Origin of the sequence: Stenotrophomonas sp. STK16_22 (assembly GCF_051984505.1) — a bacterium.
GTDB lineage: Bacteria > Pseudomonadota > Gammaproteobacteria > Xanthomonadales > Xanthomonadaceae > Stenotrophomonas > Stenotrophomonas maltophilia_A.
This window is the reverse complement of sequence record NZ_CP196972.1, coordinates 601,113-624,551: the sequence shown is the minus strand read 5'-3', so window position 1 is coordinate 624,551 and position 23,439 is coordinate 601,113. Positions and strand designations below refer to the sequence as shown.

Annotated in this window: 22 protein-coding genes; 9 read left to right on the top strand and 13 right to left on the bottom strand. The window is 64.9% G+C overall.

Annotated elements, in window-relative coordinates:
* Positions 1-34: 34 nt before the first annotated feature.
* The 4 genes from ACSYAO_RS02800 to ACSYAO_RS02785 are packed head-to-tail and all read left to right on the top strand — an operon-like array spanning position 35 to position 3,553.
* Positions 35-1,156 (top strand): ABC transporter permease, encoded by a 1,122-nt coding sequence (locus tag ACSYAO_RS02800; protein ID WP_032127999.1) that lies wholly within the window; start codon positions 35-37, stop codon positions 1,154-1,156.
* Position 1,157: 1 nt separating this feature from the next.
* Positions 1,158-1,985 (top strand): ABC transporter ATP-binding protein, encoded by an 828-nt coding sequence (locus tag ACSYAO_RS02795; RefSeq protein WP_049461378.1) that lies wholly within the window; start codon positions 1,158-1,160, stop codon positions 1,983-1,985.
* 3 nt (positions 1,986-1,988) lie between these two features.
* Entirely contained in the window at positions 1,989-2,915 is a 927-nt protein-coding gene (locus ACSYAO_RS02790) for an MlaD family protein (protein ID WP_014035909.1), read from the top strand.
* Complete coding sequence (locus ACSYAO_RS02785; RefSeq protein ID WP_049424921.1) at positions 2,912-3,553, top strand: ABC-type transport auxiliary lipoprotein family protein; 642 nt, start codon at positions 2,912-2,914, stop codon at positions 3,551-3,553. Before ACSYAO_RS02790 ends, ACSYAO_RS02785 begins: the two co-directional genes overlap by 4 nt.
* A gap of 4 nt (positions 3,554-3,557) precedes the next feature.
* Here the strand turns inward: ACSYAO_RS02785 and ACSYAO_RS02780 are convergent, their stop codons facing one another.
* From ACSYAO_RS02780 to ACSYAO_RS02770, 3 genes are read right to left on the bottom strand one after another with little or no spacing between them, the layout of a single operon-like run.
* Positions 3,558-4,145, bottom strand: coding sequence for an alpha-ketoglutarate-dependent dioxygenase AlkB family protein (locus ACSYAO_RS02780; protein ID WP_049461376.1), 588 nt, complete (start codon positions 4,143-4,145; stop codon positions 3,558-3,560).
* A gap of 48 nt (positions 4,146-4,193) precedes the next feature.
* Positions 4,194-4,826, bottom strand: coding sequence for a CoA transferase subunit B (locus tag ACSYAO_RS02775; protein WP_049461374.1), 633 nt, complete (start codon positions 4,824-4,826; stop codon positions 4,194-4,196).
* 1 nt (position 4,827) lies between these two features.
* Entirely contained in the window at positions 4,828-5,559 is a 732-nt protein-coding gene (locus tag ACSYAO_RS02770; protein WP_049461372.1) for a CoA transferase subunit A, read from the bottom strand.
* A 160-nt stretch (positions 5,560-5,719) separates the two neighbouring features.
* On the opposite strand from ACSYAO_RS02770, the gene ACSYAO_RS02765 reads away from it, so the two are divergent.
* The 3 genes from ACSYAO_RS02765 (at position 5,720) to ACSYAO_RS02755 (ending at position 11,896) form a co-directional block, all read left to right on the top strand.
* Complete coding sequence (locus ACSYAO_RS02765; RefSeq protein ID WP_049461370.1) at positions 5,720-9,037, top strand: DEAD/DEAH box helicase; 3,318 nt, start codon at positions 5,720-5,722, stop codon at positions 9,035-9,037.
* 96 nt (positions 9,038-9,133) lie between these two features.
* Positions 9,134-10,480: a phosphomannomutase/phosphoglucomutase gene (locus ACSYAO_RS02760; RefSeq protein WP_049461368.1), complete on the top strand. Its 1,347-nt coding sequence runs from the start codon at positions 9,134-9,136 to the stop codon at positions 10,478-10,480.
* Positions 10,481-10,492: 12 nt separating this feature from the next.
* On the top strand, positions 10,493-11,896 hold the full coding sequence (locus ACSYAO_RS02755) for a mannose-1-phosphate guanylyltransferase/mannose-6-phosphate isomerase (RefSeq protein ID WP_049461366.1): 1,404 nt from the start codon (positions 10,493-10,495) through the stop codon (positions 11,894-11,896).
* A 52-nt stretch (positions 11,897-11,948) separates the two neighbouring features.
* Here ACSYAO_RS02755 and rfbD read toward each other — a convergent pair whose 3' ends face one another.
* From rfbD to rfbB, 4 genes are read right to left on the bottom strand one after another with little or no spacing between them, the layout of a single operon-like run.
* Entirely contained in the window at positions 11,949-12,842 is an 894-nt protein-coding gene (gene rfbD, locus ACSYAO_RS02750; protein ID WP_049461364.1) for a dTDP-4-dehydrorhamnose reductase, read from the bottom strand.
* Positions 12,839-13,396 (bottom strand): dTDP-4-dehydrorhamnose 3,5-epimerase, encoded by a 558-nt coding sequence (gene rfbC / locus ACSYAO_RS02745; RefSeq protein WP_049461362.1) that lies wholly within the window; start codon positions 13,394-13,396, stop codon positions 12,839-12,841. Before rfbC ends, rfbD begins: the two co-directional genes overlap by 4 nt.
* Positions 13,393-14,280, bottom strand: a complete 888-nt coding sequence (rfbA, locus tag ACSYAO_RS02740; RefSeq protein ID WP_049461360.1) for a glucose-1-phosphate thymidylyltransferase RfbA — start codon at positions 14,278-14,280, stop codon at positions 13,393-13,395. The genes rfbC and rfbA overlap by 4 nt, the downstream gene beginning before the upstream one ends.
* 14 nt (positions 14,281-14,294) lie before the next feature.
* Positions 14,295-15,350 (bottom strand): dTDP-glucose 4,6-dehydratase, encoded by a 1,056-nt coding sequence (gene rfbB, locus ACSYAO_RS02735; protein ID WP_049461358.1) that lies wholly within the window; start codon positions 15,348-15,350, stop codon positions 14,295-14,297.
* A 264-nt stretch (positions 15,351-15,614) separates the two neighbouring features.
* Here rfbB and ACSYAO_RS02730 point away from each other — a divergent pair, with 264 nt between their 5' ends.
* Together ACSYAO_RS02730 and ACSYAO_RS02725 are read left to right on the top strand one after the other, a co-directional pair.
* Positions 15,615-16,361: an electron transfer flavoprotein subunit beta/FixA family protein gene (locus ACSYAO_RS02730; protein WP_012509979.1), complete on the top strand. Its 747-nt coding sequence runs from the start codon at positions 15,615-15,617 to the stop codon at positions 16,359-16,361.
* Complete coding sequence (locus ACSYAO_RS02725) at positions 16,361-17,302, top strand: electron transfer flavoprotein subunit alpha/FixB family protein (protein WP_049461356.1); 942 nt, start codon at positions 16,361-16,363, stop codon at positions 17,300-17,302. Before ACSYAO_RS02730 ends, ACSYAO_RS02725 begins: the two co-directional genes overlap by 1 nt.
* Before the next feature lie 50 nt (positions 17,303-17,352).
* On the opposite strand, the gene ACSYAO_RS02720 is transcribed toward ACSYAO_RS02725, so the two are convergent.
* The 6 genes from ACSYAO_RS02720 to ACSYAO_RS02695 are packed head-to-tail and all read right to left on the bottom strand — an operon-like array spanning position 17,353 to position 23,437.
* On the bottom strand, positions 17,353-18,519 hold the full coding sequence (locus ACSYAO_RS02720) for a nucleotide sugar dehydrogenase (protein WP_049461354.1): 1,167 nt from the start codon (positions 18,517-18,519) through the stop codon (positions 17,353-17,355).
* Positions 18,520-18,547: 28 nt separating this feature from the next.
* A complete protein-coding gene (locus tag ACSYAO_RS02715; RefSeq protein WP_049461352.1) occupies positions 18,548-20,581 on the bottom strand; it encodes a hypothetical protein in 2,034 nt (677 codons plus the stop codon).
* Positions 20,568-21,167, bottom strand: a complete 600-nt coding sequence (locus ACSYAO_RS02710; RefSeq protein WP_049461350.1) for a hypothetical protein — start codon at positions 21,165-21,167, stop codon at positions 20,568-20,570. Before ACSYAO_RS02710 ends, ACSYAO_RS02715 begins: the two co-directional genes overlap by 14 nt.
* Positions 21,164-21,562: a GtrA family protein gene (locus ACSYAO_RS02705; protein ID WP_049461348.1), complete on the bottom strand. Its 399-nt coding sequence runs from the start codon at positions 21,560-21,562 to the stop codon at positions 21,164-21,166. The genes ACSYAO_RS02710 and ACSYAO_RS02705 overlap by 4 nt, the downstream gene beginning before the upstream one ends.
* A complete protein-coding gene (locus tag ACSYAO_RS02700; protein ID WP_049461346.1) occupies positions 21,546-22,493 on the bottom strand; it encodes a glycosyltransferase in 948 nt (315 codons plus the stop codon). The genes ACSYAO_RS02705 and ACSYAO_RS02700 overlap by 17 nt, the downstream gene beginning before the upstream one ends.
* A 5-nt stretch (positions 22,494-22,498) precedes the next feature.
* Positions 22,499-23,437, bottom strand: coding sequence for a UDP-glucuronic acid decarboxylase family protein (locus tag ACSYAO_RS02695; RefSeq protein WP_049461344.1), 939 nt, complete (start codon positions 23,435-23,437; stop codon positions 22,499-22,501).
* Between the last annotated feature and the right edge of the window lie 2 nt (positions 23,438-23,439).

The following is a 23,439-nucleotide window of genomic DNA, read 5'->3' as shown; positions in this document are numbered from 1 at the left end:
ATGCCCAATACAGAACGGTTATGCTGCGACCCGAATGGCCCAAGTGACCCCGAACCACGCCCCCCAGCTCGAACAGGATGCCCATGACCCGGGCGTGATCCGCCTGTCCGGCACCTGGACCTTGAAGACCGCGCTGGCCGCGGCCGAAGTCCTGCGCGGCGTTCCCGACACGCTGACCGGCATCGATGCCACCGCCATCGAGAAGATGGATTCGGCCGGCGTGCTGCAGGTGCTGCGCGTAGCCCACCGTGCCGACCTCGGCGAGGACGCACTGAAGTTCCGCCCGGACCACCAGGCGCTGGTGTGCACCATCGAGGAAGTGGCCGACGACCGGCCCAAGCCCAAGCGCGACTTCGGCGTGCTGGCTGCACTGGAACGGCTGGGTGTCAGCGTCCATGCCACCGGCCACAACATCAAGGCGCTGTGTAGTTTCCTCGGCGAGAACCTGGTCAAGGCCGCGCGCCTGGTCAAGGAACCCCGCCGTTTCCGCCTGACCGCCACCGTGCACCAGATGGAGCAGGTCGGGCTGGATGCGGTACCGCTGGTGGCACTGCTGTCCTACCTGGTTGGCGCGGTGATCGCCTTCCTCGGCTCGACCATCCTGCGCGACTTCGGCGCCGAGATCTATGTGGTCGAACTGGTCAACATTGCCTTCCTGCGCGAATTCGCGGTACTGCTGACCGCGATCGTGCTGGCCGGCCGCACCGCCAGCGCCTTCACCGCGCAGATCGGTGCGATGAAGGCGCGCGAGGAAATCGATGCGATGCGCACTCTGGGCCTGGACCCGATCGACCTGCTGGTGCTGCCACGGCTGCTGGCCCTGCTGGTCACCCTGCCCCTGCTGACCTTCATCGCCATGGTCGCCGGCCTGGCCGGCGGCATCACGGTGGGTGCGTTCGACCTGGATATTCCGCCGCAGATGTACATCGCACGCATGCACGAGACGATGGAAGTGCGCCACATGCTGGTCGGCCTGTCGAAGGCGCCGGTGTTCGCGCTGGTGATCGGCCTGATCGGCTGCCTGGAAGGCCTGAAGGTCGAAGGCACGGCGCAGTCGGTCGGCGAACGCACCACCTCCAGCGTGGTGCAGACCATCTCGCTGGTGATCATCATCGACGCCTTCGCGGCGTTGTGGTTCATGCACATGGACTGGTGACATGAGCACGCATCCGACCCCCGAAGAAGTTCCCATGCAGGACGACAACGGCCACGAGCTGGCCATCCGCGTGCGCGGGCTGGTCAACCGTTTCGGCAGCCAGACCGTGCATGAGGACCTGGACCTGGACGTGCGCCGCGGCGAGATCCTGGGCGTGGTGGGTGGTTCGGGTACCGGCAAATCGGTGCTGATGCGTTCGATCCTCGGCCTGCGCGTGCCCGATGCCGGGCAGATCCAAGTGCTCGGCCGCGACGCGCGTGCCGACGATGCTGAGAGCCGCCTGCACATCGAGCGCAACACCGGCGTGCTGTTCCAGGACGGCGCCCTGTTCTCCTCGCTGACCGTGGGCGAGAACGTGCAGGTGCCACTGAAGGAGCACCATCGCGAACTGCCCGAGCGCTGGCACTACGAGCTGGCGCTGCTGAAGGTGAAGCTGGCCGGCCTGCCCGCCGATGCGATCAACAAGCTGCCCTCGCAGTTGTCCGGTGGCATGCGCAAGCGCGCCGGCCTGGCCCGAGCGCTGGCGCTGGATCCGCCGCTGCTGTTCCTGGACGAACCGACCGCAGGCCTCGACCCGATCGGTGCGGCTGCATTCGACCGCCTGATCAAGACCCTGCAGGAAGCGCTGGGGCTGACCGTGTTCCTGATCACCCACGACCTGGACACGCTGTACGCGATCTGCGACCGGGTCGCGGTGATCGCCGACCGCAGGGTGGTGGCCAACGCACCCTTGCCTGACATCGAGAAACTGGATCATCCGTGGATCCAGGAATACTTCCACGGACCCCGCGCGCGCGCCGCGCGTGGCGAACAGATCGAGAGTGCCTGAGCCATGGAAACCAAAGCCAACTACGTGCTGATCGGCGCGTTCACCCTGATCACCGGCCTGGCCCTGCTGGCCTTCGGCCTGTGGGCCGCCAAGTACTCTTCCGACCGCACCTGGCAGGAATACCGCGTGGTGTTCCGCGAAGCGGTGACCGGGCTGTCGGTGGGCAGCCCGGTGCAGTACAACGGCATCGCGGTGGGCTCGATCACCGAACTGAACCTGGTACCGGACGACCCGCGCCAGGTGGTCGCGCGCATCCGCCTGAACTCCAACACGCCGGTCAAGACCGATACCCGCGCCAAGCTGGCGATCACCAGCCTGACCGGCCCGTCGATCATCCAGCTCAGCGGTGGCACGCCGCAGTCGCCGGCGCTGACCACGGTCAACAAGGACCCGGCGCCGATCATCCCGACCACGCCCTCCGCGCTGCAGAACATCACCGACGTCGCCAACCGCATCGTCGAGCGCATGGACCAGATTCTCAGCGACCGCAACGTGGCTTCGATCAACGCGACACTGGCCAACCTGGAAACCATCAGCGGTGGTCTGGCCGACCGTGACCAGGGCACGCAGGCGCTGCTGCTCAGCGCGCGCGACGCCGCCCGCAGCCTGGACACCACGCTGAAGACCACCAACGGCACCATCGAGCGCCTGGACAAGAACCTGGTGCAGCAGCTGCCGGGCATCATCGACAAGCTCGACGGCACTCTGGCCAAGCTTGATTCGGCCGCAGGCAACGCCGATTCGATCCTTGGCGAGAACCGCGCTGCCATCAACAGCTTCGCCAACGATGGCCTCGGCCAGCTCGGCCCGACGCTGACCGAACTGCGCGGCCTGATCCGCGACCTGCGCCGGGTCAGCGACCGCCTCGAGAACAACCCCGCGCGCTACCTGCTGGGCCGCGACGCACCGAAGGAGTTCGAACCCAAATGAGCCCGACCACCCTTCCGCGCCTGCTGCTGGCCGCTTCGATGGTCACCCTGCTGGGCGGCTGCTCCATCCTTGGCAGCAGCGAGAAAACCGCAGTGACGCTGTACTCGCCGTCCGTGCAGGTCAAGGCGGACCCGGCGTGGCCACAGGCCAGCTGGCAGCTGGTACTGGCCAAACCCAGCGCCGCGCGCATGGTCGACAGCCCGCGCATCAACGTGCGGCCGACGCCGTCGCAGCTGGAGATCTACAAGGGCGCCAGCTGGGCGCAGCCGGCCACCGACATGATCGAGGACACCCTGCTGCGCGGCTTCGAGGATTCCGGCCGCATCCGCGGCGTGGCGCGCAGCACCGCCGGCATCCGCGCCGACTACAAGCTGTCCACCGACGTGCGCCGCTTCGAATCGGACTACCAGGGACAGGCCACGCCGACGGTGGTGATCGAGGTCAACGCCAAGCTGATCCACGTCGCCGACCAGCGCGTGGTCGCCGACCGCACCTTCCGCCAGGCGCAGCCGGTCGGCAGCACCGATGTTCCTGCCGTCACCGCCGCCTTCGAACGTGGCCTGCAGCAGCTGGCGCAGGACGTGGTGGGCTGGACGCTGACCAGCGGACAGGCCGACCAGCCGACCGTCGCGCGCTGATCGATCAGCGCGGCGTGATCCAGCGGAACGTCAGGTTGATCCGCTCCCCCTGCACGCGTGCCATCTTCGGCAGCGCGTGCTGATAGAACTGTTGGGTCTGACCGGCCATCACCAGCAGATCGCCATGGCCGAGCAGATACTCGGCCTTCCGCGCCGGGTCATCGCGCCGGCGCAGCAGGAAGCGCCGCGCCGCGCCCAGGCTCAGCGAAGCAATCACCGGGGCCGGCCCCAGTTCCGGCTCGTCATCGCTGTGCCAGCCCATGTAATCACCGCCGCCGCGATAGCGGTTCAGCAGCACGCTGTTGAAGCGGCCGAGGCCCTCCACCTGCAGGCGATCACGCATGGCCTGCAACGCGGGTGGCCAGGGGTGCGGCACGAATTCAGCCCCGGAATAGCGGTAGCGCGCCTGCGGATCGCCGATCCAGCAGCTCAGCCGCGGCGAATCCACCCAGTTGCCGAACATGCGGATGCGGTGGACTTCCCAGAGGACTTCGGCCTGCAGCACGGACAGGAGCCGGTCTGCATCGGTCGCGGCCAGCCAGCCCGGCAGGTGCTGGACATCGGCATCGGGCAGGTCGTGAGGGAAAAGCATGGCGCTACCTGAGAATGGGGCGTCCCTGAGCCGGGCCGCCCCAGACCTTCAACCGCGAACGAACGCCACGCCCGTCTTTTCCTTCAACTCGTCATCGCTGACACCCGGCGCGGCTTCCACCAGCAGCAGGCCCTTGTCAGTCACGTCGAACACGGCCAGATCGGTGATGATGCGGTCGACCACGCCCACACCGGTCAGCGGCAACGTGCATTCGGGCAGGATCTTCTGCTCGCCGTTCTTGGCGGTGTGCTCCATCAGCACCACCACGCGCTGCACGCCGGCCACCAGGTCCATCGCGCCGCCCATGCCCTTGACCATCTTGCCGGGCACCATCCAGTTGGCCAGGTCACCCTTGTCGGTGACCTGCATGGCGCCGAGGATGGCCAGGTTGACATGGCCGCCGCGGATCATCGCAAAGCTGTCGTGGCTGCCGAAGTAGCTGGCACCGGCACGTGCGGTCACGGTCTGCTTGCCGGCGTTGATCAGGTCGGCATCGACTTCGGCATCGGTCGGGAACGGGCCGATACCGAGCAGGCCGTTTTCCGACTGCAGCCACACATCCACGCCTTCGGGGATGTGGTTGGCAACCAGGGTCGGCAGGCCGATGCCCAGGTTCACGTAGGCACCATCGGTCAGTTCGCGGGCGGCGCGTGCCGCCATCTCATCGCGGGTCCACGCCATGTCAGTTGCCCTCCGCGCGGATGGTGCGCTGTTCGATACGCTTTTCAGGATGCGGGTTGTGCACGATACGGTGCACGTAGATGCCCGGCAGGTGCACCTGGTCGGGATCGATCGTGCCGACCGGCACCACCTCTTCAACTTCCACGATGCAGACCTTGCCGGCCATCGCGCAGGCCGGGTTGAAGTTGCGTGCGGTCTTGCGGAACACCAGATTGCCAGCCTCGTCGGCCTTCCACGCCTTGACCAGCGCCACGTCGGCACGCAGCGCGGTCTCCATCACGTAGTGCTTGCCGTCGAACTCGCGGGTTTCCTTGCCCTCGGCCACCACCGTGCCGTAGCCAGTGGCAGTGAAGAACGCCGGGATGCCCGCGCCACCGGCACGCAGGCGCTCGGCCAGGGTGCCCTGCGGGTTGAATTCCAGCTCCAGCTCGCCGGCCAGAAACTGGCGCTCGAATTCCTTGTTCTCGCCCACGTAGGACGAAATCATCTTCTTGATCTGGCGGGTTTCCAGCAGCTGGCCCAGGCCGAAACCATCGACGCCGGCATTGTTGGAGATCACGGTCAGGCCCTTGGCGCCACTGTCACGCAGCGCGGCGATCAGGGCCTCGGGAATGCCACACAGGCCGAAGCCGCCCACGGCCAGCGTCTGGCCATCGGCGACCACCCCTTGCAGGGCCTCCGCCGCACTGGCGAAGCGCTTGCCGCGCTTGCCGGTGGAAGTCGATTGCTGCATTGCTGTACTACCCTGCACGTTGAGGATGACCGCATTCTAGCTGGAGGGCGGCGAAGGGCCTGGATGCGCCGCAGCATTGACGGAGGACCAGGCGGGCATTGGGTAGAATGGGCGATTCCACGCAGAAGGGTGCTTCAGCGCCTACGCCCCTCGATCTACGATGACGCCGACCTTCACAGACGAAGACCTGTTCCGCTGGATCGACGAATGGACACTGCAGAAAAGCGAGCAGTGCCTGGGTGGCGTGCGCAACCGGCAACTCCGCGATGGCCTGCTGACGGCCGAGGTACAGGGTTCGGCCAGGCATCCCTACTACGTGGAGATCGATCTGACGGCCAGTACGCGCACCGCGCGCAGCCGCCTGCAGAGTGCCTGTTCCTGCCCCGTCGGCCGCACCTGCAAGCATGTGGCGGCGGTGCTGGTCTCGTACATGCTGGATTCGCTTGCCATGGACGACGAGAGCCCCCTGACCGAACAGGACCTGACGCAACCGCCGCGTCCTGAACTGCTGGCAGAGCTTTCGCGTTGGCAGAGCGCGCGGATCCGGCCGGCCCAGCCACGCCGAAACGGTGTCATCTTCGAACTGTCCACCTACAACCACCACCCCGCCGTGCTGGTCCGGCGCGTCAAGTACGGGACCGATGGTGCGATCAGCACGGGCAAGTGGATGGATATCACTGCGGACCTGCTGCTGGATCCTCCGGCCTATCTCACGCCGACTGATCTGGCGGTGATGATCCAGCTACGCACCCAGCGGCAGCCCGCGACGAAGGACGAATGGATCGACTTCGCGGCCACCCTGCAGTTGATCGTCTCCAGCGGCCATGGCTGGGTCTCCTGCGGTACGCACGGCGACGTGCCGGCCCGGTCAGGAGCTCCACGCCGCGGCGAACTGGGCTGGACCGTTGGCATGACGCAGGGCGCAACGCTGCTGGAACCCGCGTTGAGCGTGGAGGGCGGCGCCAGAGGCGTGGTCCTGGGCCGGAGTGCGTGCTATCTGGACCCGGTCACCGGCGAGGTCGGTCCGCTGCTGCTGGATGTCAGGGCCGAGGACGCCGACGCCTTCCTGAGCCTGCCCAATCTGTTACCCAACGAAGAAGCGGTGGTCGCACAGATGCTGCAACAGATCGACCCTGCCCTGCCGCGCCCCGGTGCAAGCGACACGCTGCCTACCCTGCAGATCAGCGCGATGATCCCCGTGCTGCGCCTGCATACGATTGAGTTCCGGCCGGCATGGCTCGGTCGCCGCGACCCGTCGCAATGGGCCGATATCGCGACCGTGGCCTTCGAGTACGACGAGCACGTGCGGTTCCTGGATGATCCGAGCCTGTTCGCACTCGATCCGGAGGGCCAGCTCGCCCTGCTGCCCCGTGACCTGGCTGAGGAATCACGGCGCGAGGCCCAGCTGCGCACGGTGGGACTGTATCGCGACACGGACCCGCGGGCGCCATTGGACGGCGCTGGCCCGCAGTTCCAGCTGCGCACCCATGACTGGACACGGTTCCTGCTGGATGACGTGCCGCGCCTGGAAGCCTTGGGCTGGAAGGTGGAGACGGACGACGATTTCCGCCATCGCATCACCCGGGTGGATGAGATCGACCTGGACATCCAGGCGGACCCGACGGATGCGGGCTGGTTCAACCTGGGTCTGGACATCCAGGTGGAAGGCCGCAACGTATCGATGGTTCCGCTGCTGCAGCAGGTGCTGCAGTCCGATCCCCGCTGGATGCGTGGCCAGCTGGACGCCATCGGCGACGACGAGAACGTCCTGTTGATGGCAGGCGACAACACCCGCCTGGCACTGCGGGCCGCGCGACTGAAGCCGATCATGGCCCTGTTGGCGGACCTGTTCGCCCAGCGTGGCGCGCCGCTGCGCTTGTCAGCGCTTGACCGTGGCCGCCTGCAGGCACTGCAGGACACGGCGCGCCTGCAGTTCCGGGGCCGCAAGGATACCCAGGCGCTGGTGCAGCGGCTGATGCAGGCACCCGCACTGGGCGAAGTGCCGCCACCGGCGGGGCTGGTGGCAACGCTGCGTCCCTACCAGCTGGAGGGCCTGTCGTGGCTGCAGTACCTGCGCCAGCAGGGGCTGGGCGGGGTGCTGGCCGATGACATGGGGCTGGGCAAGACCCTGCAGACACTGGCGCATCTGCTGGTCGAAAAGGAAAGTGGCCGCCTGGACCAGCCGGCGCTGCTGGTGGTGCCGACCTCGCTGCTGCACAACTGGCAGAGCGAAGCGGCACGCTTCACTCCGGGCCTGCGCGTACTGACCCTGCACGGACCGGCACGTGAAGCACTGTTCGAGGCGATCCCCGAGCACGATCTTGTACTGACCACGTATCCCCTGCTGTGGCGTGACGAGCAGGCGCTGCAGGCACATGCCTACCATCTGCTGATCCTCGACGAGGCCCAGCAGGTGAAGAATCCGAAATCGCGTGCGGCCGTCACGCTGCGCACGCTGCAGGCGCGTCATCGCCTGTGCCTGACCGGTACGCCGCTGGAAAACCATCTGGGCGAACTGTGGACGCAGTTCGATTTCCTGCTGCCCGGCCTGCTCGGCAGCGAGAAACAGTTCAACCAGCATTGGCGCCATCCGATCGAACGCGGCAGCGACCACCGCCGCGCCACGTTGCTGGCGCAGCGTCTGCGTCCCTTCATCCTGCGCCGTCGCAAGGACCAGGTCGCGTCAGAGCTTCCGCCCAAGACCCTCATTACCCGCGCGGTGGAGATGGAGGGTGGCCAGCGTGATCTCTATGAAACCGTGCGTGCTGCGATGGAAAAGCAGGTGCGCGAGGCCATCAGCGGCAGCGGGTTGGCGCGCAGCCATATCGTGGTGCTGGATGCCTTGCTGAAGCTGCGCCAGGTCTGCTGCGATCCGCGCCTGCTGCCGGGCGACGCCCCTGCACGCAATGCCGGCTCGGCCAAACTGGAGCTGCTGCGCGACATGCTGCCGTCGATGGTCGAGGAAGGCCGGCGGATCCTGGTGTTCTCACAGTTCACCGGCATGCTGGCGCGGATCGGGCAGGCGCTGGAGGAGCTCGGGCTGGCCTATGTGACGCTGACCGGCGACACCCAGGACCGGGCCACGCCGGTGCAGCGTTTCATGCAGGGCGAGGTACCCGTGTTCCTGATCAGCCTGAAGGCCGGTGGCGTCGGGTTGAACCTGACTGCTGCAGACACCGTCATCCACTTCGATCCCTGGTGGAACCCGGCGGCCGAAAACCAGGCCAGTGACCGCGCCCATCGCATCGGCCAGCAGCAGCCGGTGTTCGTCTACCGGCTGATCGCCGCAGGCAGCATCGAAGAACGGATTGCCGAGCTGCAGGAACGCAAGGCCCTTCTGGCGGAATCGATTCTGGAAGGCGGCGGCAGCACGGGTCCACGCTTCAGTGAGGAAGACGTCCAGGCGCTGCTGGCGCCGTTGCCGGGCCTGCCGGCCAAGCGCACCGGCCGGCCAGGCCGACGATCGCCGCAGGCCTGATCCGTGGCGCCAGTCAGGTGGCGTTCTCCGATGGAAACGATTCCCATACGGGACTGGGGCTACAATTGAGCGCTGAGCTCACAAAGGATCTGATCGATGCCCCTGCCCGCCTTCAAGGCCTACGATATCCGCGGCCGCGTGCCGGAAGAACTGAACGAAGACCTGGCGCGCCGCATCGGCGTCGCCCTGGCTGCGCAGCTCGCTCCCGGCCCGGTGGTCCTCGGCCACGATGTGCGCCTGACCAGCCCGGCGCTGCAGGATGCACTGGCCGCAGGCCTGGGTGGTACCGGTCGTGAGGTGATCGACATCGGTCTGTGCGGTACCGAAGAGGTCTACTTCCAGACCGATCACCTCGGCGCAGCCGGCGGTGTGATGGTGACCGCCAGCCACAACCCGATGGACTACAACGGGATGAAGCTGGTCAAGGAGAACGCCCGCCCGATCAGCTCCGATACCGGCCTGTTCGCGATCTCCGATGCGGTCGCCGTCGATACGTCCGAGGCCCAGCCGCCACGCGCCGGGCAGACCGCCCAGCATGACAAGAGCGCCTATATCCAGCATCTGCTGAGCTACGTCGACGCCGCCAAGCTCAAGCCGCTGAAGCTGGTGGTCAATGCCGGCAACGGTGGTGCGGGCGCCATCGTCGACCTGCTGGCACCGCACCTGCCGTTCGAGTTCATCCGCATCTGTCACGAACCCGATGGCAACTTCCCCAACGGCATTCCCAACCCGCTGCTGCCGGAAAACCGCGCCGCCACCGCCAATGCGGTGCGCGAACACGGCGCCGACTTCGGCATTGCCTGGGACGGTGACTTTGACCGCTGCTTCTTCTTCGACCATACCGGCCGCTTCATCGAGGGCTACTATCTGGTCGGCCTGCTGGCCAAGGCCATCCTGGCACGCAATCCCGGTGGCAAGATCGTGCATGACCCGCGGCTGGTCTGGAACACCGTGGAAATGGTTGAACAGGCAGGTGGCGTGCCGGTGCTGTGCAAGAGCGGCCACGCTTTCATCAAGGAAAAGATGCGCGCCGAAGATGCGGTGTACGGCGGCGAGATGAGCGCACACCACTACTTCCGCGAATTCGCCTATGCCGACTCCGGCATGATCCCGTGGCTGCTGATCGCGCAGCTGATCTCCGAGAGCGGCCGCTCGCTGGCCGACTGGGTCGAAGACCGCATGGCGGCCTATCCCTGCAGCGGCGAGATCAACTTCAAGGTGGCCGATGCCAAGGCCGCCGTGGCCCGCGTGATGGAGCACTTCGCCGCGCGGTCGCCCGCGCTGGACCATACCGATGGCATCAGCGCCGATTTCGGCGACTGGCGCTTCAACCTGCGCAGTTCCAACACCGAGCCGCTGCTGCGCCTGAACGTTGAAGCCCGCGGCGACGCAGCGCTGATGCAGGCGCGCACCGACGAAATCTCCCATCTCCTCCAGCAGTAATCAAGGAAGACCATGAGCAACATCCAGCCCGTCATCCTGTCCGGTGGTTCCGGCACCCGCCTGTGGCCACTGTCGCGCGAGGCGTATCCGAAGCAGTTCCTGCCGCTGGCAGGCGAACTGACGATGCTGCAGGCCACCTGGCAGCGCGTCGCGCCCATCGCCACCCACGGCCCGTTGGTGATCGCCAACGAAGAGCACCGCTTCGTCGCTGCCGAGCAACTGCAGCAGGTCGGCGCCGAGCCGGCTGCCATCATCCTGGAACCGGTTGGCCGCAATACGGCGCCGGCGATTGCGGTCGCAGCCCTGGAGGCCACCCGCGACGGCGCCGATGCGCTGCTGCTGGTGCTGCCCTCGGACCATGTAATCACCGATGAGGCTGCATTCCGTGCAGTCGTGCAGGCTGCAGCCAGCGCTGCCGAGTCCGGCAAGCTGGTGACCTTCGGTATCGTGCCGACCGGTCCGGAAACCGGCTACGGCTATATCAAGGCCGCCACTGGGCAGGGCCTGCGTGCGGTCGAGCGCTTTGTCGAAAAGCCCGACCTTGAGACCGCCACCGGTTACGTCAGCAGCGGTCAGTATTACTGGAACAGCGGCATGTTCCTGATCAAGGCCTCGCGCTACCTGCAGGAACTGGAGCGCTTCCAGCCCGACATGATGGCCGGCAGCCGCCAGGCCTGGCAGCAGGCCCGTCGCGATTCGGATTTCACCCGTCTCGACAAGGAGGCGTTCGCAACCGTTCCCTCCGATTCCATCGACTATGCCGTGATGGAAAAAACCGCAGACGCCGTGGTGATTCCGCTGGACGCCGGCTGGAACGATGTCGGCTCGTGGACAGCCCTGCGCGATGTCTCGCATCAGGATGGCGATGGCAATGCGCATCAGGGTGACGTGATCGCGATCGACTGCCGCAACACCTATGCCTATGCACAGCGCCTGGTGGCACTGGTCGGTCTGGATGACGTGATCGTGGTCGAGACCGACGACGCGGTGCTGGTCGGCAAGGCCGACCGCATGCAGGAGGTCAAGACCGTGGTGGCGCAGCTGAAGGCCGACGGTCGCAGCGAGGCCACCTGGCATCGCAAGGTCTACCGCCCGTGGGGCGCCTACGATTCGATCGACAACGGCGAGCGTTTCCAGGTCAAGCGCATCACCGTCAAGCCCGGCGGTACGCTCAGCCTGCAGATGCATCACCATCGCGCCGAGCACTGGATCGTGGTCAGCGGCACCGCCGAGGTGACCCGCGGCGACGAGGTGATCCTGCTCAGCGAGAACCAGAGCACGTACATCCCGCTGGGCGTGACCCATCGCCTGCGCAACCCGGGCAAGCTGCCGCTGGAGCTGATCGAGGTGCAGTCCGGCAGTTACCTCGGTGAAGACGACATCGTGCGTTTCGAGGACACGTACGGGCGTAGTTGATCCGACGACCTGCGGCGGGTGCCGACCGTTGGTCGGCACTTCGCCTGCCGGGTCAGGCAATCTCCGCCATCACCCGCTTCAGGCCGTCCTGCCAGTTCGGCAGCACGATGCCGAAATCCTGCTGCAGCTTGCGGTTGTCCAGCACCGACCAGGCCGGGCGCTTGGCCGGGGTCGGGTATTCGGAACTGGGGATGGCTTCAACCGACGGCACCTTGGCCAGCACGCCCGTCGCCAGCGCTTCAGCGAAAATCGCTTCGGCAAAGCCATGCCAGCTGGTCTGCCCCGACGCCGTCAGGTGCCACGTTCCCGACAGCGCGCGCGGATGCTGCAGCGCCTGCACGGTGACATCGGCAATCAACGCGGCCGGTGTCGGCGTGCCGATCTGATCGGCCACCACACGCAACTGGTCGCGCTCGGCGCCCACCCGCAGCATCGTGCGCAGGAAATTGGCGCCATGCGAGGCATACACCCACGCCGTGCGGAAGATCAGATGACGACCGCCGGCCGCGCGAACCGCATCCTCGCCATCGCGCTTGCTGGTGCCGTACACGCCCAATGGCGCGGTCGGCTCGTCTTCGCGGTAGGGCGCGCTGCCCTGTCCATCGAACACGTAGTCGGTGGAGTAATGCACGAACGGCACGCCGTGCGCCGCACACCAGCGCGCGATCATGCCCGGCGTCTGCGCATTGGCGACGAAGGCGGCCTCGGCATCCTGCTCGGCACGATCAACCGCCGTATAGGCGGCCGCGTTGACCACCACCGATGGCTGCAGGCGATCCAGCAATGCCGGCAGGCTGTCGGGCTGGCCGAAATCGGCGGTTTCGCAGCCACTTCCGTCGGGCAGTTGCCCGCTGCGGGTCGTTGCGACCACCTTGCCCAGCGGCGCCAGCGCGCGCAGCAGCTCCTGGCCGACCTGGCCATTGCCGCCGAACACCAGCACCGTCACGGGATGTAGACCGGCAGGCGGTCTTCGGCAATGTCCTTCAGGAACGGCGCGTTCTCGTCCTTGGCCGACAAGGTCGGTGCGCTGACCGGCCAGTCCACCGCGATATCAGCATCGTTCCAGCGGATACCCGCATCCGCCTCCTTGACGTAGACATCGGTGCACAGGTAGCTGAACAGCGCACGTTCGGACAGCACGGCAAACCCGTGCGCGAAGCCTTCCGGAATCCAGAACTGCTTCCTGTTTTCCGCACTCAGCACCACCGCTTCCCACTGGCCGAAGGTCGGCGAGCCACGACGGATGTCCACGGCCACGTCATAGACCTCGCCCTCCAGCACGCTGACCAGCTTGCCCTGTGGGCGCGGCCACTGGTAATGCAGGCCACGCAGCACGCCCTGTGCGGACGTCGATACGTTGCTCTGCACGAAACGGTCCGGCAGGCCCAGTGCAGCGAAGCGCTCGGCATTCCAGGTTTCGAAAAAATAGCCACGCGCATCGCCAAACACGGCCGGCTCGATGATCTTGCAGCCGGGAAGCTTGGTTTCAATCACTTTCACGGAACGACTCCACGCAGCGCGAGTTTATGCAGGTACTGGCCGTAGCCATTCTTGATCAGCGGCGCAGCCAGCGCCTCCAGCTGCTCGGCATTGATCCAGCCCTGACCGAACGCGATTTCTTCCGGGCAGCACACCTGCAGGCCCTGGCGGGTCTGGATGGTCTCGATGAAGTTGGATGCCTCCAGCAGCGACTGATGGGTGCCGGTATCCAGCCAGGCATAGCCACGGCCGAGCGCTTCCAGGTGAAGATTGCCTTCCTCCAGGTAGCGCTTGTTGAGATCCGTGATCTCCAGCTCGCCGCGCGGCGACGGCTTCAGTTCCTCCGCGTAATCGCTGGCCTTGCCGTCATAGAAGTACAGGCCAGTCACCGCATAGTTCGAGCGGGGATTTTCCGGCTTCTCCACCAGATCGATGACCTTGCCGCTCGTGTCGAACTCGGCCACGCCGTAGCGCTCCGGATCATTTACCCAGTAGCCGAACACGGTCGAACCATCCACGCGCTCATCGGCGCGCTTCAATACTTCGCGCAAACCGTGACCGTGGAAGATGTTGTCACCCAGCACCAGGCAGCTCGGCTTGCCGGCCACGAAGTCGCGGCCGATCAGGTAGGCCTGGGCCAGGCCATCCGGACTCGGCTGCACCGCATACTGGATGTCCATGCCCCACTGAGAGCCGTCGCCCAGCAACTGCTGGAACAGCGCCTGTTCGTGCGGGGTATTGATGATCAACACTTCGCGGATGCCCGCCAGCATCAACACGCTGAGCGGGTAGTAGATCATCGGCTTGTCGTACACCGGCAACAGCTGCTTGCTGACGCCCTTGGTGATCGGATAAAGGCGGGTGCCGGAACCACCGGCGAGGATGATGCCCTTGCGCTGGGTCATGGTGTCTCCTGGGTTCAGGCTGCAGTGCCGATGCGCTGCAGGCGGTAGCTGCCGTCGAGCACGCCGTTGACCCAGTTCTGGTTGTCCAGGTACCAGTCGACGGTGAAGGCGATGCCCTGCTCGAAGGTGTAGGCCGGTTCCCAGCCCAGGTCGTTCTTCAGCTTCGACGCATCGATTGCGTAACGGCGGTCATGGCCCGGGCGGTCGGTGACGTAGGTGATCTGGCTGCTGCGCGGCAGGCCATCCTCACGCGGGCGGCGCGCATCGAGCAGCGCGCAGATGGCCTGCACCACTTCGATGTTCTGCTTTTCCGAGTTGCCGCCGACGTTGTAGGTCTCGCCGACCTGGCCTTTGGCCAGCACGGTGCGGATCGCCTCGCAGTGGTCGGACACGAACAGCCAGTCGCGCACCTGCTTGCCATCGCCGTACACCGGCAGCGGCTCGCCGGCCAGCGCCTTGGCGATCACCAGCGGGATCAGCTTCTCGGGGAAGTGGTAGGGGCCGTAATTGTTCGAACAATTGGTGGTCAGCACCGGCAGCCCATAGGTGTGGTGGAACGCACGTACCAAGTGATCCGACGCAGCCTTGGACGCCGAGTACGGCGAATTGGGCGCGTACTGGGTCGTTTCACTGAATTTGCCGGTCTCACCCAGCGTGCCGTACACCTCGTCGGTGGACACGTGCAGGAAACGGAACGCCGCGCCCTGTTCGGCCGGCAGCGCCTTCCAGTAGTCGCGGACCGCTTCCAGCAGGCCCAGGGTGCCCACAACATTGGTCTGGATGAAGGCGCTGGGACCATCGATGGAGCGGTCAACGTGGCTTTCAGCTGCAAAGTTCACGACCGCGTCCGGCTGATGCTCGGCCAGCAGGCGGGCGACCAGATCACGGTCGCCGATGTCGCCCTGCACGAACAGGTGGTTCGGGTTGCCATCAAGGCTGGACAGGGTCTTCAGGTTGCCGGCGTAGGTCAGCACATCGAGGTTGATGACCTTGACGCCGCGCGCGACGGCCTCGAGAACGAAGTTACCGCCAATGAATCCGGCGCCGCCGGTGACAAGCCATGTGGGCACTACCTGTTCTCCTGATCGAGATTCGTGGGACGGGGCCTTCATGGCCACGACAATGCAACGTTGAAGGATACAACGGGCCTCCGGTAACACGCGATCACACAAGTGAACTCAGGCCGACTGCATTGCTGCATCGCAACAGCCGGAGCTCCCACCATACGCATTCGCATGGTCACCCCAAGCCAGCTAGAATCGGGGTCCCACCCCCGAACCGGTTGCTGCTCCAGGACCGGACGTTCTCTCCGTTATTGAAGGACCCCGTACCAGATGAAAATCCTCGTCGCGTACAAGCGCGTGGTGGACTACAACGTCCGCATTCAGGTCAAGCCGGACGGTTCCGGCGTGGTCACCGACGGCGTCAAGCTGTCCCCCAACCCCTTCGATGAAATCGCTCTGGAAGAAGCCCTGCGCCTGCGCGACAAGGGCATCGCCAGCGAAGTCGTGGTTGCCACCATCGCCCCGGCCGACGCCCAGGCGCACCTGCGCAACGGCCTGGCCATGGGCGCCAACCGTGCCATCCACGTCGTCACCGACCAGGCGATCCAGCCGCTGACCGCGTCGCGCACCCTGCTCAAGCTGATCGAAAAGGAGCAGCCAGATCTGGTGATCCTCGGCAAGCAGGCCATCGACGACGACGCCAACCAGACCGGCCAGATGCTGGCCACGCTGTGGGGCCGCCCGCAGGCGACCTTCGCCAGCAAGCTCGAAATTGCCGATGGCAAGGCCACGGTGACCCGTGAAGTCGACGCCGGCCTGGAAACGCTGGAAGTGGATCTGCCGGCCGTGGTCACCACCGATCTGCGCCTGAACGAGCCGCGCTTCATCAAGCTGCCGGACATCATGAAGGCCAAGGCCAAGCCGCTGGAGACCCTGCAGCTGGCCGACCTCGGCGTTGAAGCCGCCGACACCTTCAAGACCACCCAGTACGCCGCGCCGTCCAAGCGCAGCAAGGGTGTGATGGTCAAGGACGCGGCCGAACTGGTTGCCGCACTCAAGCAGAAGGGGTTGCTGTAATGAGCAGGATTCTCGTCATCGCCGAGCACCACGACGGCAAGCTCAATGCCGCCACCGCCAAGACCGTCAGCGCCGCCGCCGCCATCAGCGGTGCCAGCATCGACGTGCTGGTGCTGGCCGCCGATCCGGCCGCTGTCGCCGCTGAAGCCGCGAAGATCGCTGGGGTCGCCAAGGTCCTGACCGTCGCCAACGCGGCCAACGCGCAGGCCATCGCCCAGGTGCTGGCGCCGCAGATCGCACAGCTGGCCAAGGGCTACACCCACGTATTCGGCCCGTCGACCACCTTCGGCAAGGACCTGATGCCGTGCGTGGCCGCCCTGCTCGGCGTCAACCAGGTCTCCGACCTGATGAGCGTTGAAGGCAGCCACACCTTCAAGCGCCCGATCTACGCCGGCAACGCGATCATCACCGTGGAAGCCCCGGCCGACCAGATCGTGGTCGCCACCGTGCGTGCCGCCTCGTGGCCGGAAGCCGCCCAAGGTGGCAATGCCGCCGTTGAAGCAGCCAGCGTCGACGCTGCCCTGCCGACCCATACCCGCTTCGTCGGCCTGGCCGCCGGTGCCAGCGACCGTCCGGACCTGCAGAGCGCCAAGCGCGTGGTTTCGGGTGGCCGTGGCGTCGGTTCGGAAGAGAACTTCAAGGTCATCTTCCAGCTGGCCGACAAGCTCGGTGCTGCCGTCGGTGCCTCGCGTGCGGCGGTCGATGCCGGCTACGTGCCCAGCGACCTGCAGGTCGGCCAGACCGGCAAGATCATCGCGCCGGAACTGTACGTGGCCGTTGGCATCAGTGGTGCGATCCAGCACCTGACCGGCATCAAGGATGCCGGCACCATTGTCGCGATCAACAAGGACGGCGACGCGCCGATCTTCGAGATTGCCGATATCGGCCTTGTGGGGGATCTGTTTGCGATCCTGCCGGAGCTGGAAGAGGCGCTGGCCTGAAGCAACAAGGCAGGCCGGTCTGTCACCGGCCTGCCTTGTTCGATCATTTTTCAGTTGTCGCCGAAAAGATCGCGGGTATACACCTTGTCCTTCACATCCAGCAGGGCGTCGGCCATCCGGTTGCTGATGATCAGGTCCGCTTGCTGCTTGAAGGATTCCAGGTCGTTTACCACCCGCGAGCGGAAGAACGCGTCTTCATGAAGTTCCGGCTCGTGCACGATCACCTCAACGCCCTTAGCCTTCAAGCGCTTCATGATCCCTTGAATGCTGGATGAGCGGAAGTTGTCCGAACCGGCCTTCATGATCAGGCGATAGATACCCACCACCTGGGGATTGCGCCGCAGGATATCGGCCGCGATGAAGTCCTTCCGCGTAGTGTTCGAATCGACGATGGCCCGGATCAACGTCTGAGGGACGCTCTGGTAGTTGGCCAAAAGCTGCCGGGTGTCCTTGGGCAGGCAATAGCCACCGTATCCGAAGGATGGATTATTGTAGTGCCCGCCGATGCGTGGATCGAAGCTGATGCCTTCGATGATCTGCCGCGAGTCCAGCCCATGCGTCAACGCGTAGCTATCCAGCTCGTTGAAGTAGGACACGCGCATGGCAAGGTAAGTATTGGCGAAGAGCTTGATGGCCTCGGCTTCGGTCGGTTCAGTAAACAGGACGGGCACGTCCTGCTTGATGGCGCCCTCTTGGAGCAGGCGTGCAAACGCCTCGGCCCGGGGCGAACGCTCGCCCACGATGATGCGGGACGGGTGCAGGTTGTCGTACAGCGCGCGGCCCTCGCGCAGAAACTCCGGCGAGAAGATGATGTTGTCCACGCCGAACTTCTCACGTGCCTTGAGCACGTAGCCGACCGGGATAGTGGACTTGATCACCATCGTGGCCGATGGATTAATGGCCAGCACGTCAGCGATGACCGACTCGATCGAACGGGTATTGAAGTAATTGGTGTCGGGGTCGTAGTCGGTGGGCGTGGCGATGATGACGAACGACGCGCCTTCGTAAGCCTCCCGGGGCTCGAGCGTCGCGCGGAAATCCAGCGCGTCGTGTGCCAATGCCTGTTCCAGCTCGGCGTCCGCGATGGGAGACCTGCGCGCATTGAGCGCTTCTACCTTAGCGGGCATGATGTCGACAGCGACAACCTCATGTTTCCGCGCAAGCAACACGCCGTTGGATAGGCCTACGTACCCGGTACCTGCAATTGCGATCTTCATCCGTGTGTCTTCTGTGGGGAGAATGGATTCAAGGAACTTCGACGTGGACTGACGGGATCCGCATGCCTTCATCGTGGAACCAGAACATCGTCTCTTGGACCAGCGACGCCTCCAGGGTGTAGCTCCCCGATGCGACGGGCGCCTTGACGTGCAGCTCCGCCTGGTCACCGGGCGCCAACTCCAACACCAGCGCTTGGCGTGCATCCCAGTCGACGGCTCGTTCGTCGCGACCGTCGGGGATGAACCGCCACGACAGCAGCACGTCGCGCCCCAGGACCTCGCGGGTCGAGAGGACGCCATCCGAGCCATTGGCCAACGTGAGCGTGAACGCAACCTGACCCGGCTGGATCGTGGTGCCAGTGATGTCCAAGCGCAGGTGTTCTGCAACACCGGACGCCACTCGCCCGGACATCCTGCTCATGCGGCCACCGGAGCAGTCCCCGAGCGGCACTAGTACTAGGCGGTGGCTAAGCGCTTCGATGGCAGGAGCAGCGAGGCCGTTGACGGCGCCGAACGCGCGCGCAAACCCTTCGGGCGACTCACAGGGGCCCGACACGCCCGCGCCCTTCGGCACGTAACCCGAATAGCCGTTCACGGAGAACATCCCGTGGTCCTGCGCGTAAATCATGGCATCTAGGTCGTCAAGATACGGGGCCTCGGCCGACCTGTCGGCGAATAGGACGTCACCCTGCCGTGCAGAAGCGGGAACGCGGGCAGCGAACGCTACCTGCCGTTGTTGCCATTGGGCAAAGGTCGCATGGCCAGCCTGGAAGGTCACGGACTCGGCAGTCAGCAACACAAAGGCAACCACACAGGCCAGGGCGCCCGTCCAGGTACCGCGACGCGAGGCCAGCAGCAGGACACGCTGGAATCCGATGCCGGCAAGCAGGCCTATCGGCATCACCATGACGAGCATCACGCGTGTAACGGCACGGATGGAATCAATGCCGGGAAGATGCAGGAAGACACGATAGAGCGACACATTGCTGACGTTGAGCGTGCAGATCACCAGCACCAGCGTGGCCAAGCCGGCCAGCATGCCCAGTTCTGCATCGGCGATGCGCCGCAGGGCGAGGAGCAGCCCCACGACGGCGAACAGCAGGACGCCCAGGCCCAGGAAGAGCTGGTGCTCGTGGCGCATCGAGATGTCACCAATCGAGCCGCCGATGAACCGCGTCAGCGGTGAGAAGTCCGCGATCAGGTAGCTCCACACCCGCGGCAACATCCCCAGGATTTCGTCGCGCGGCCTGACGAACCCCTGTACCTCAGTTACCGCGTGATAGCTGCGCAGCAGGGCGAGTACTGCGATGGCAGACGCGAGCACGACGGCAAGGCTGGCCAACGTGCGCCCCAACTCGTTCCTGCCGAAACTGGCCCGGACTTGCGCTGCTAGGGTTCGGCCACGCCCCAACAGCAACCAAGCGGCCGTCATCGCCAGCAGTAGGTAGGCCGCGAAGACACCCGTGTAAATGGCACAGTAGACTTGGGCAGCGAACAGCAGGGAGCTCCAGGCCAGGGATGAGGGGCGGCCGTGCTGCAGCCATCGGGAGAAGGTTAGGAACAGCAGAGGGACGAACATCCGGAATGCGAACTGCGCATGCGCCTGCTGTGCCAGAACGGGAAGGGAAAACGCAAATACGAATGCCGCCGCTCCCGCGCCGGAAGGACGCAGCCCCAAACTACGGGCGGCGACGTAGGCGCATGCGTAGTTGAGTACGCCCCCCAGCATTAGCCAGGCCGACAATGCCTCCGAGCGATCCAGCCCCCACCAGCGGAAGGCCGCATAAGGAAGGATTGAGCCGAAATGGTTGTCGCTCAGGGCCAGTACGTTGGCCACCGGGTAGAAGAAGCCCGGGCTCCACACATCGGGCGTGGCGCCGGTCAACCAAAGGTAGACATGCTCAAGGACCACCGAGTTGAAACGGGCGTCGATAAGATCGCCGGGGACCGCCGTGAAATATGCGTTCGCCTTGAGTTGGTAGAACACGACCCCGACGAGCAGGAAGACCGAGGCAGCGAACAGGTCGTTGCGCCAGCGGCCTGCGCTCTTACTGGCACTCATAGTCGGTCACCTGCTTGCTGGAGCGGAACGGATCGGTCAGTGCATCCGTGTACTGGCCCATCAGCAGACGTTGGCGTGGAAGGAAGTTCTGTCGATAGAAACGGCTGGCGGTTGCCAAAGCCTGGCCACGGGGCGTGAGCCGCACGCAACCATCGTGGATGGCGATGGTGCCCGACTGTTCCTGCTCCGTCAGCCGCACCTCCACCAAATGGTGCTCCGGGAGGTACTCATCAGTGAACACGCGTGCGAAACCATCCTCACGGATACCGCCTCCGCGTTGTTGGATCTTCTCCAGAATATAGAAGGACAATGATCGATCAATCACAGTCGGGACGGATATGGCGAACAGGTAGCCGCCCAACAGCCAGATCGTGATCAGCTGGACTTTCTCCAGCACCGAGAACCCGGAAAGCGCGCCCACCCCTCGTGCCGCCACGCCGACGATGAGAGCCGCCAGGAAGCCGTCGAAAATACTGGCGTACAGGACGACATCGACCTTGAACCAGCGCATGTGCACGATGTAGACGACAATCAGTGTAACGACGTACGCCAACGTCAGGAGCAACGCTTTGACCAGCTTGTTCATTTGAAGACCACCAACTTGTTTGCAAGAAAACTACAGGCCACCTGCACGCAAGTCGCCACGAGGAAGCCCAGACGGTAATCCCAGCCCGCTCGATCGGACCACAGGTAGAGCACGAGTGCATGGAGGAGCGCGATGACGGCGTAAAGCGCTACGAACCGGACACCCTGGCCGACGAAACTGCCCGAGGAGGCGCGGAAGACGAAGTAACGGCTGCCCAGGAACGACGCGGCAATGCCCACGCAGGCTGCGGCGCCATTGGCAAGTCCCGCTGATCGAAAGCCCCATACTTCCAGCGCGCAGTAGAGGACCATGAAGTGCAGCGCGGTCGCCAGCAAACCGTTGATCCCATAGCGGACGACCTCGCTGGCCAGCATGCGCTCACTCAGTGCGCGCATGCAGGATCTCGGCGATGAACGCCCTGTAGCCACCGACTTCAAGAATGCCGCCATTGCGCAGCGTTCCGGAGAGCATCAGGATGATCAGCGTCAGCGCACCGGTCTGCAGGAACACCAGCAACAGGATGCCGGTCACCAGCGAGAACCAACCCGGTGTAGCGAATCCGACCGCCTTGAGCCCGAGTGCAAGGACAGTGCCAAGCACTGACAATCCGGCGATCGCGGTGCAGGCGATGCCCACGCGTACCAGCACATCCTCGGCAAACACCATCAGCGCGCGAAAACCGTGCAGTGCCAGCCCAACGAAGTTCATCTTGCTCTTGCCGGCGTAGCGCGGGCCACGGTCGACAGCTACCGATGCCACCCGCAACTTGGATGTCAGCACGCAGGCCGCAACGTGCACCCAAAGCTCCTGCATCACCGCCAGGCGCTTGATCGCATGCAGCTTGGCCGCCATGAAGTTGCCGAAGCTGATGCGCCGGCCGCTGAGCATCGCGAACAACCACTTGTACACGACGTAGAACGCACGGAACTTCAAGGTTTCCACCCGGCTCTTGCGCGAGGCCACGACGATATCGACGTCGGGGGACTCCAACGCCTCCAGGAGCTCGCTGATGCTGCGCGGCGTATCTTCGCCGTCCGAGTCCATGACGACCACGCGCTGCCTATCGACGAAGTGTTCGGATACGTAGCCGATCCCGATCGCGATGGCTTTCTGATGCCCGACATTACGCCGCAGCTTCAGGACCACGCCATCGAGACCCGCAGCGGCGATCGCGGCGGCGTCCACCGGCTGCCGCACGGAGCCATCGTCGACTGCGACGATGTAGACATCATTGCCCTGGTCCCGTGCCAAAGCCCTGAACAACATGGACGAAGCCTCGACATCTTCGTAAACAGGCATCACGACGACCAGCGACGAGCTTTTCATATCCGTCATTCCTGCAAGCGCTTGCGGAAGTAGGCGATGGTCTCCTTCAGGCCGTCCTCCAGGCTCACGCGAGGCTCCCAGCCAAGCGCCGCCCGTGCCATCGAGATGTCCGGCTGGCGCTGGCGGGGATCGTCCGAGGGCAGGGGCTTGAACACGAGCTTGGAGTGGCCGCCCACCAGCCGGATGACCGTTTCGGCCAGTTCCAGCATGCTGTACTCGCCCGGATTGCCGATGTTGACCGGCCCGGTCAGCTCTGCGGGGCTGTCCATCAGGCTGATCATGCCGCTGATGAGATCGTCGACATAGCAGAAGCTGCGCGTCTGCTGCCCATCGCCATAGATCGTGATGTCATCCCCGCGCAGTGCCTGCACGATGAAGTTGCTGACCACCCGGCCATCTTCTGGATGCATGCGGGGGCCGTAGGTGTTGAAGATACGCATCACCTTGATTTCCAGCTGGTGCTGGCGCCAGTAGTCGAAGAACAGAGTTTCGGCACAGCGCTTTCCTTCGTCGTAGCAGCTGCGTATGCCGATCGGATTCACCTTGCCCCAGTAATCCTCCACCTGCGGATGGATCTCCGGATCACCGTAGACCTCGCTGGTGCTGGCCTGCAGGATGCGTGCACGCGTCCGCTTGGCAAGCCCCAACATGTTGATCGCGCCGTGGACGCTGGTCTTCGTCGTCTGCACCGGATCGTGCTGGTAGTGCACGGGGCTTGCCGGGCATGCCAGGTTGTAGATCCGGTCCACCTCGACATACAACGGGAAGGTCACGTCGTGACGCATCATCTCGAAGCGCGAGTTCGAGAGCAGGGACTCGACGTTCCGCTTGGAGCCCGTGTAGAAATTATCGACGCACAGGACTTCGTCGCCCCGTTCGACCAATCGATCGCACAAGTGCGACCCAAGGAATCCCGCACCACCTGTAACCAGTACTCGTGCCATAT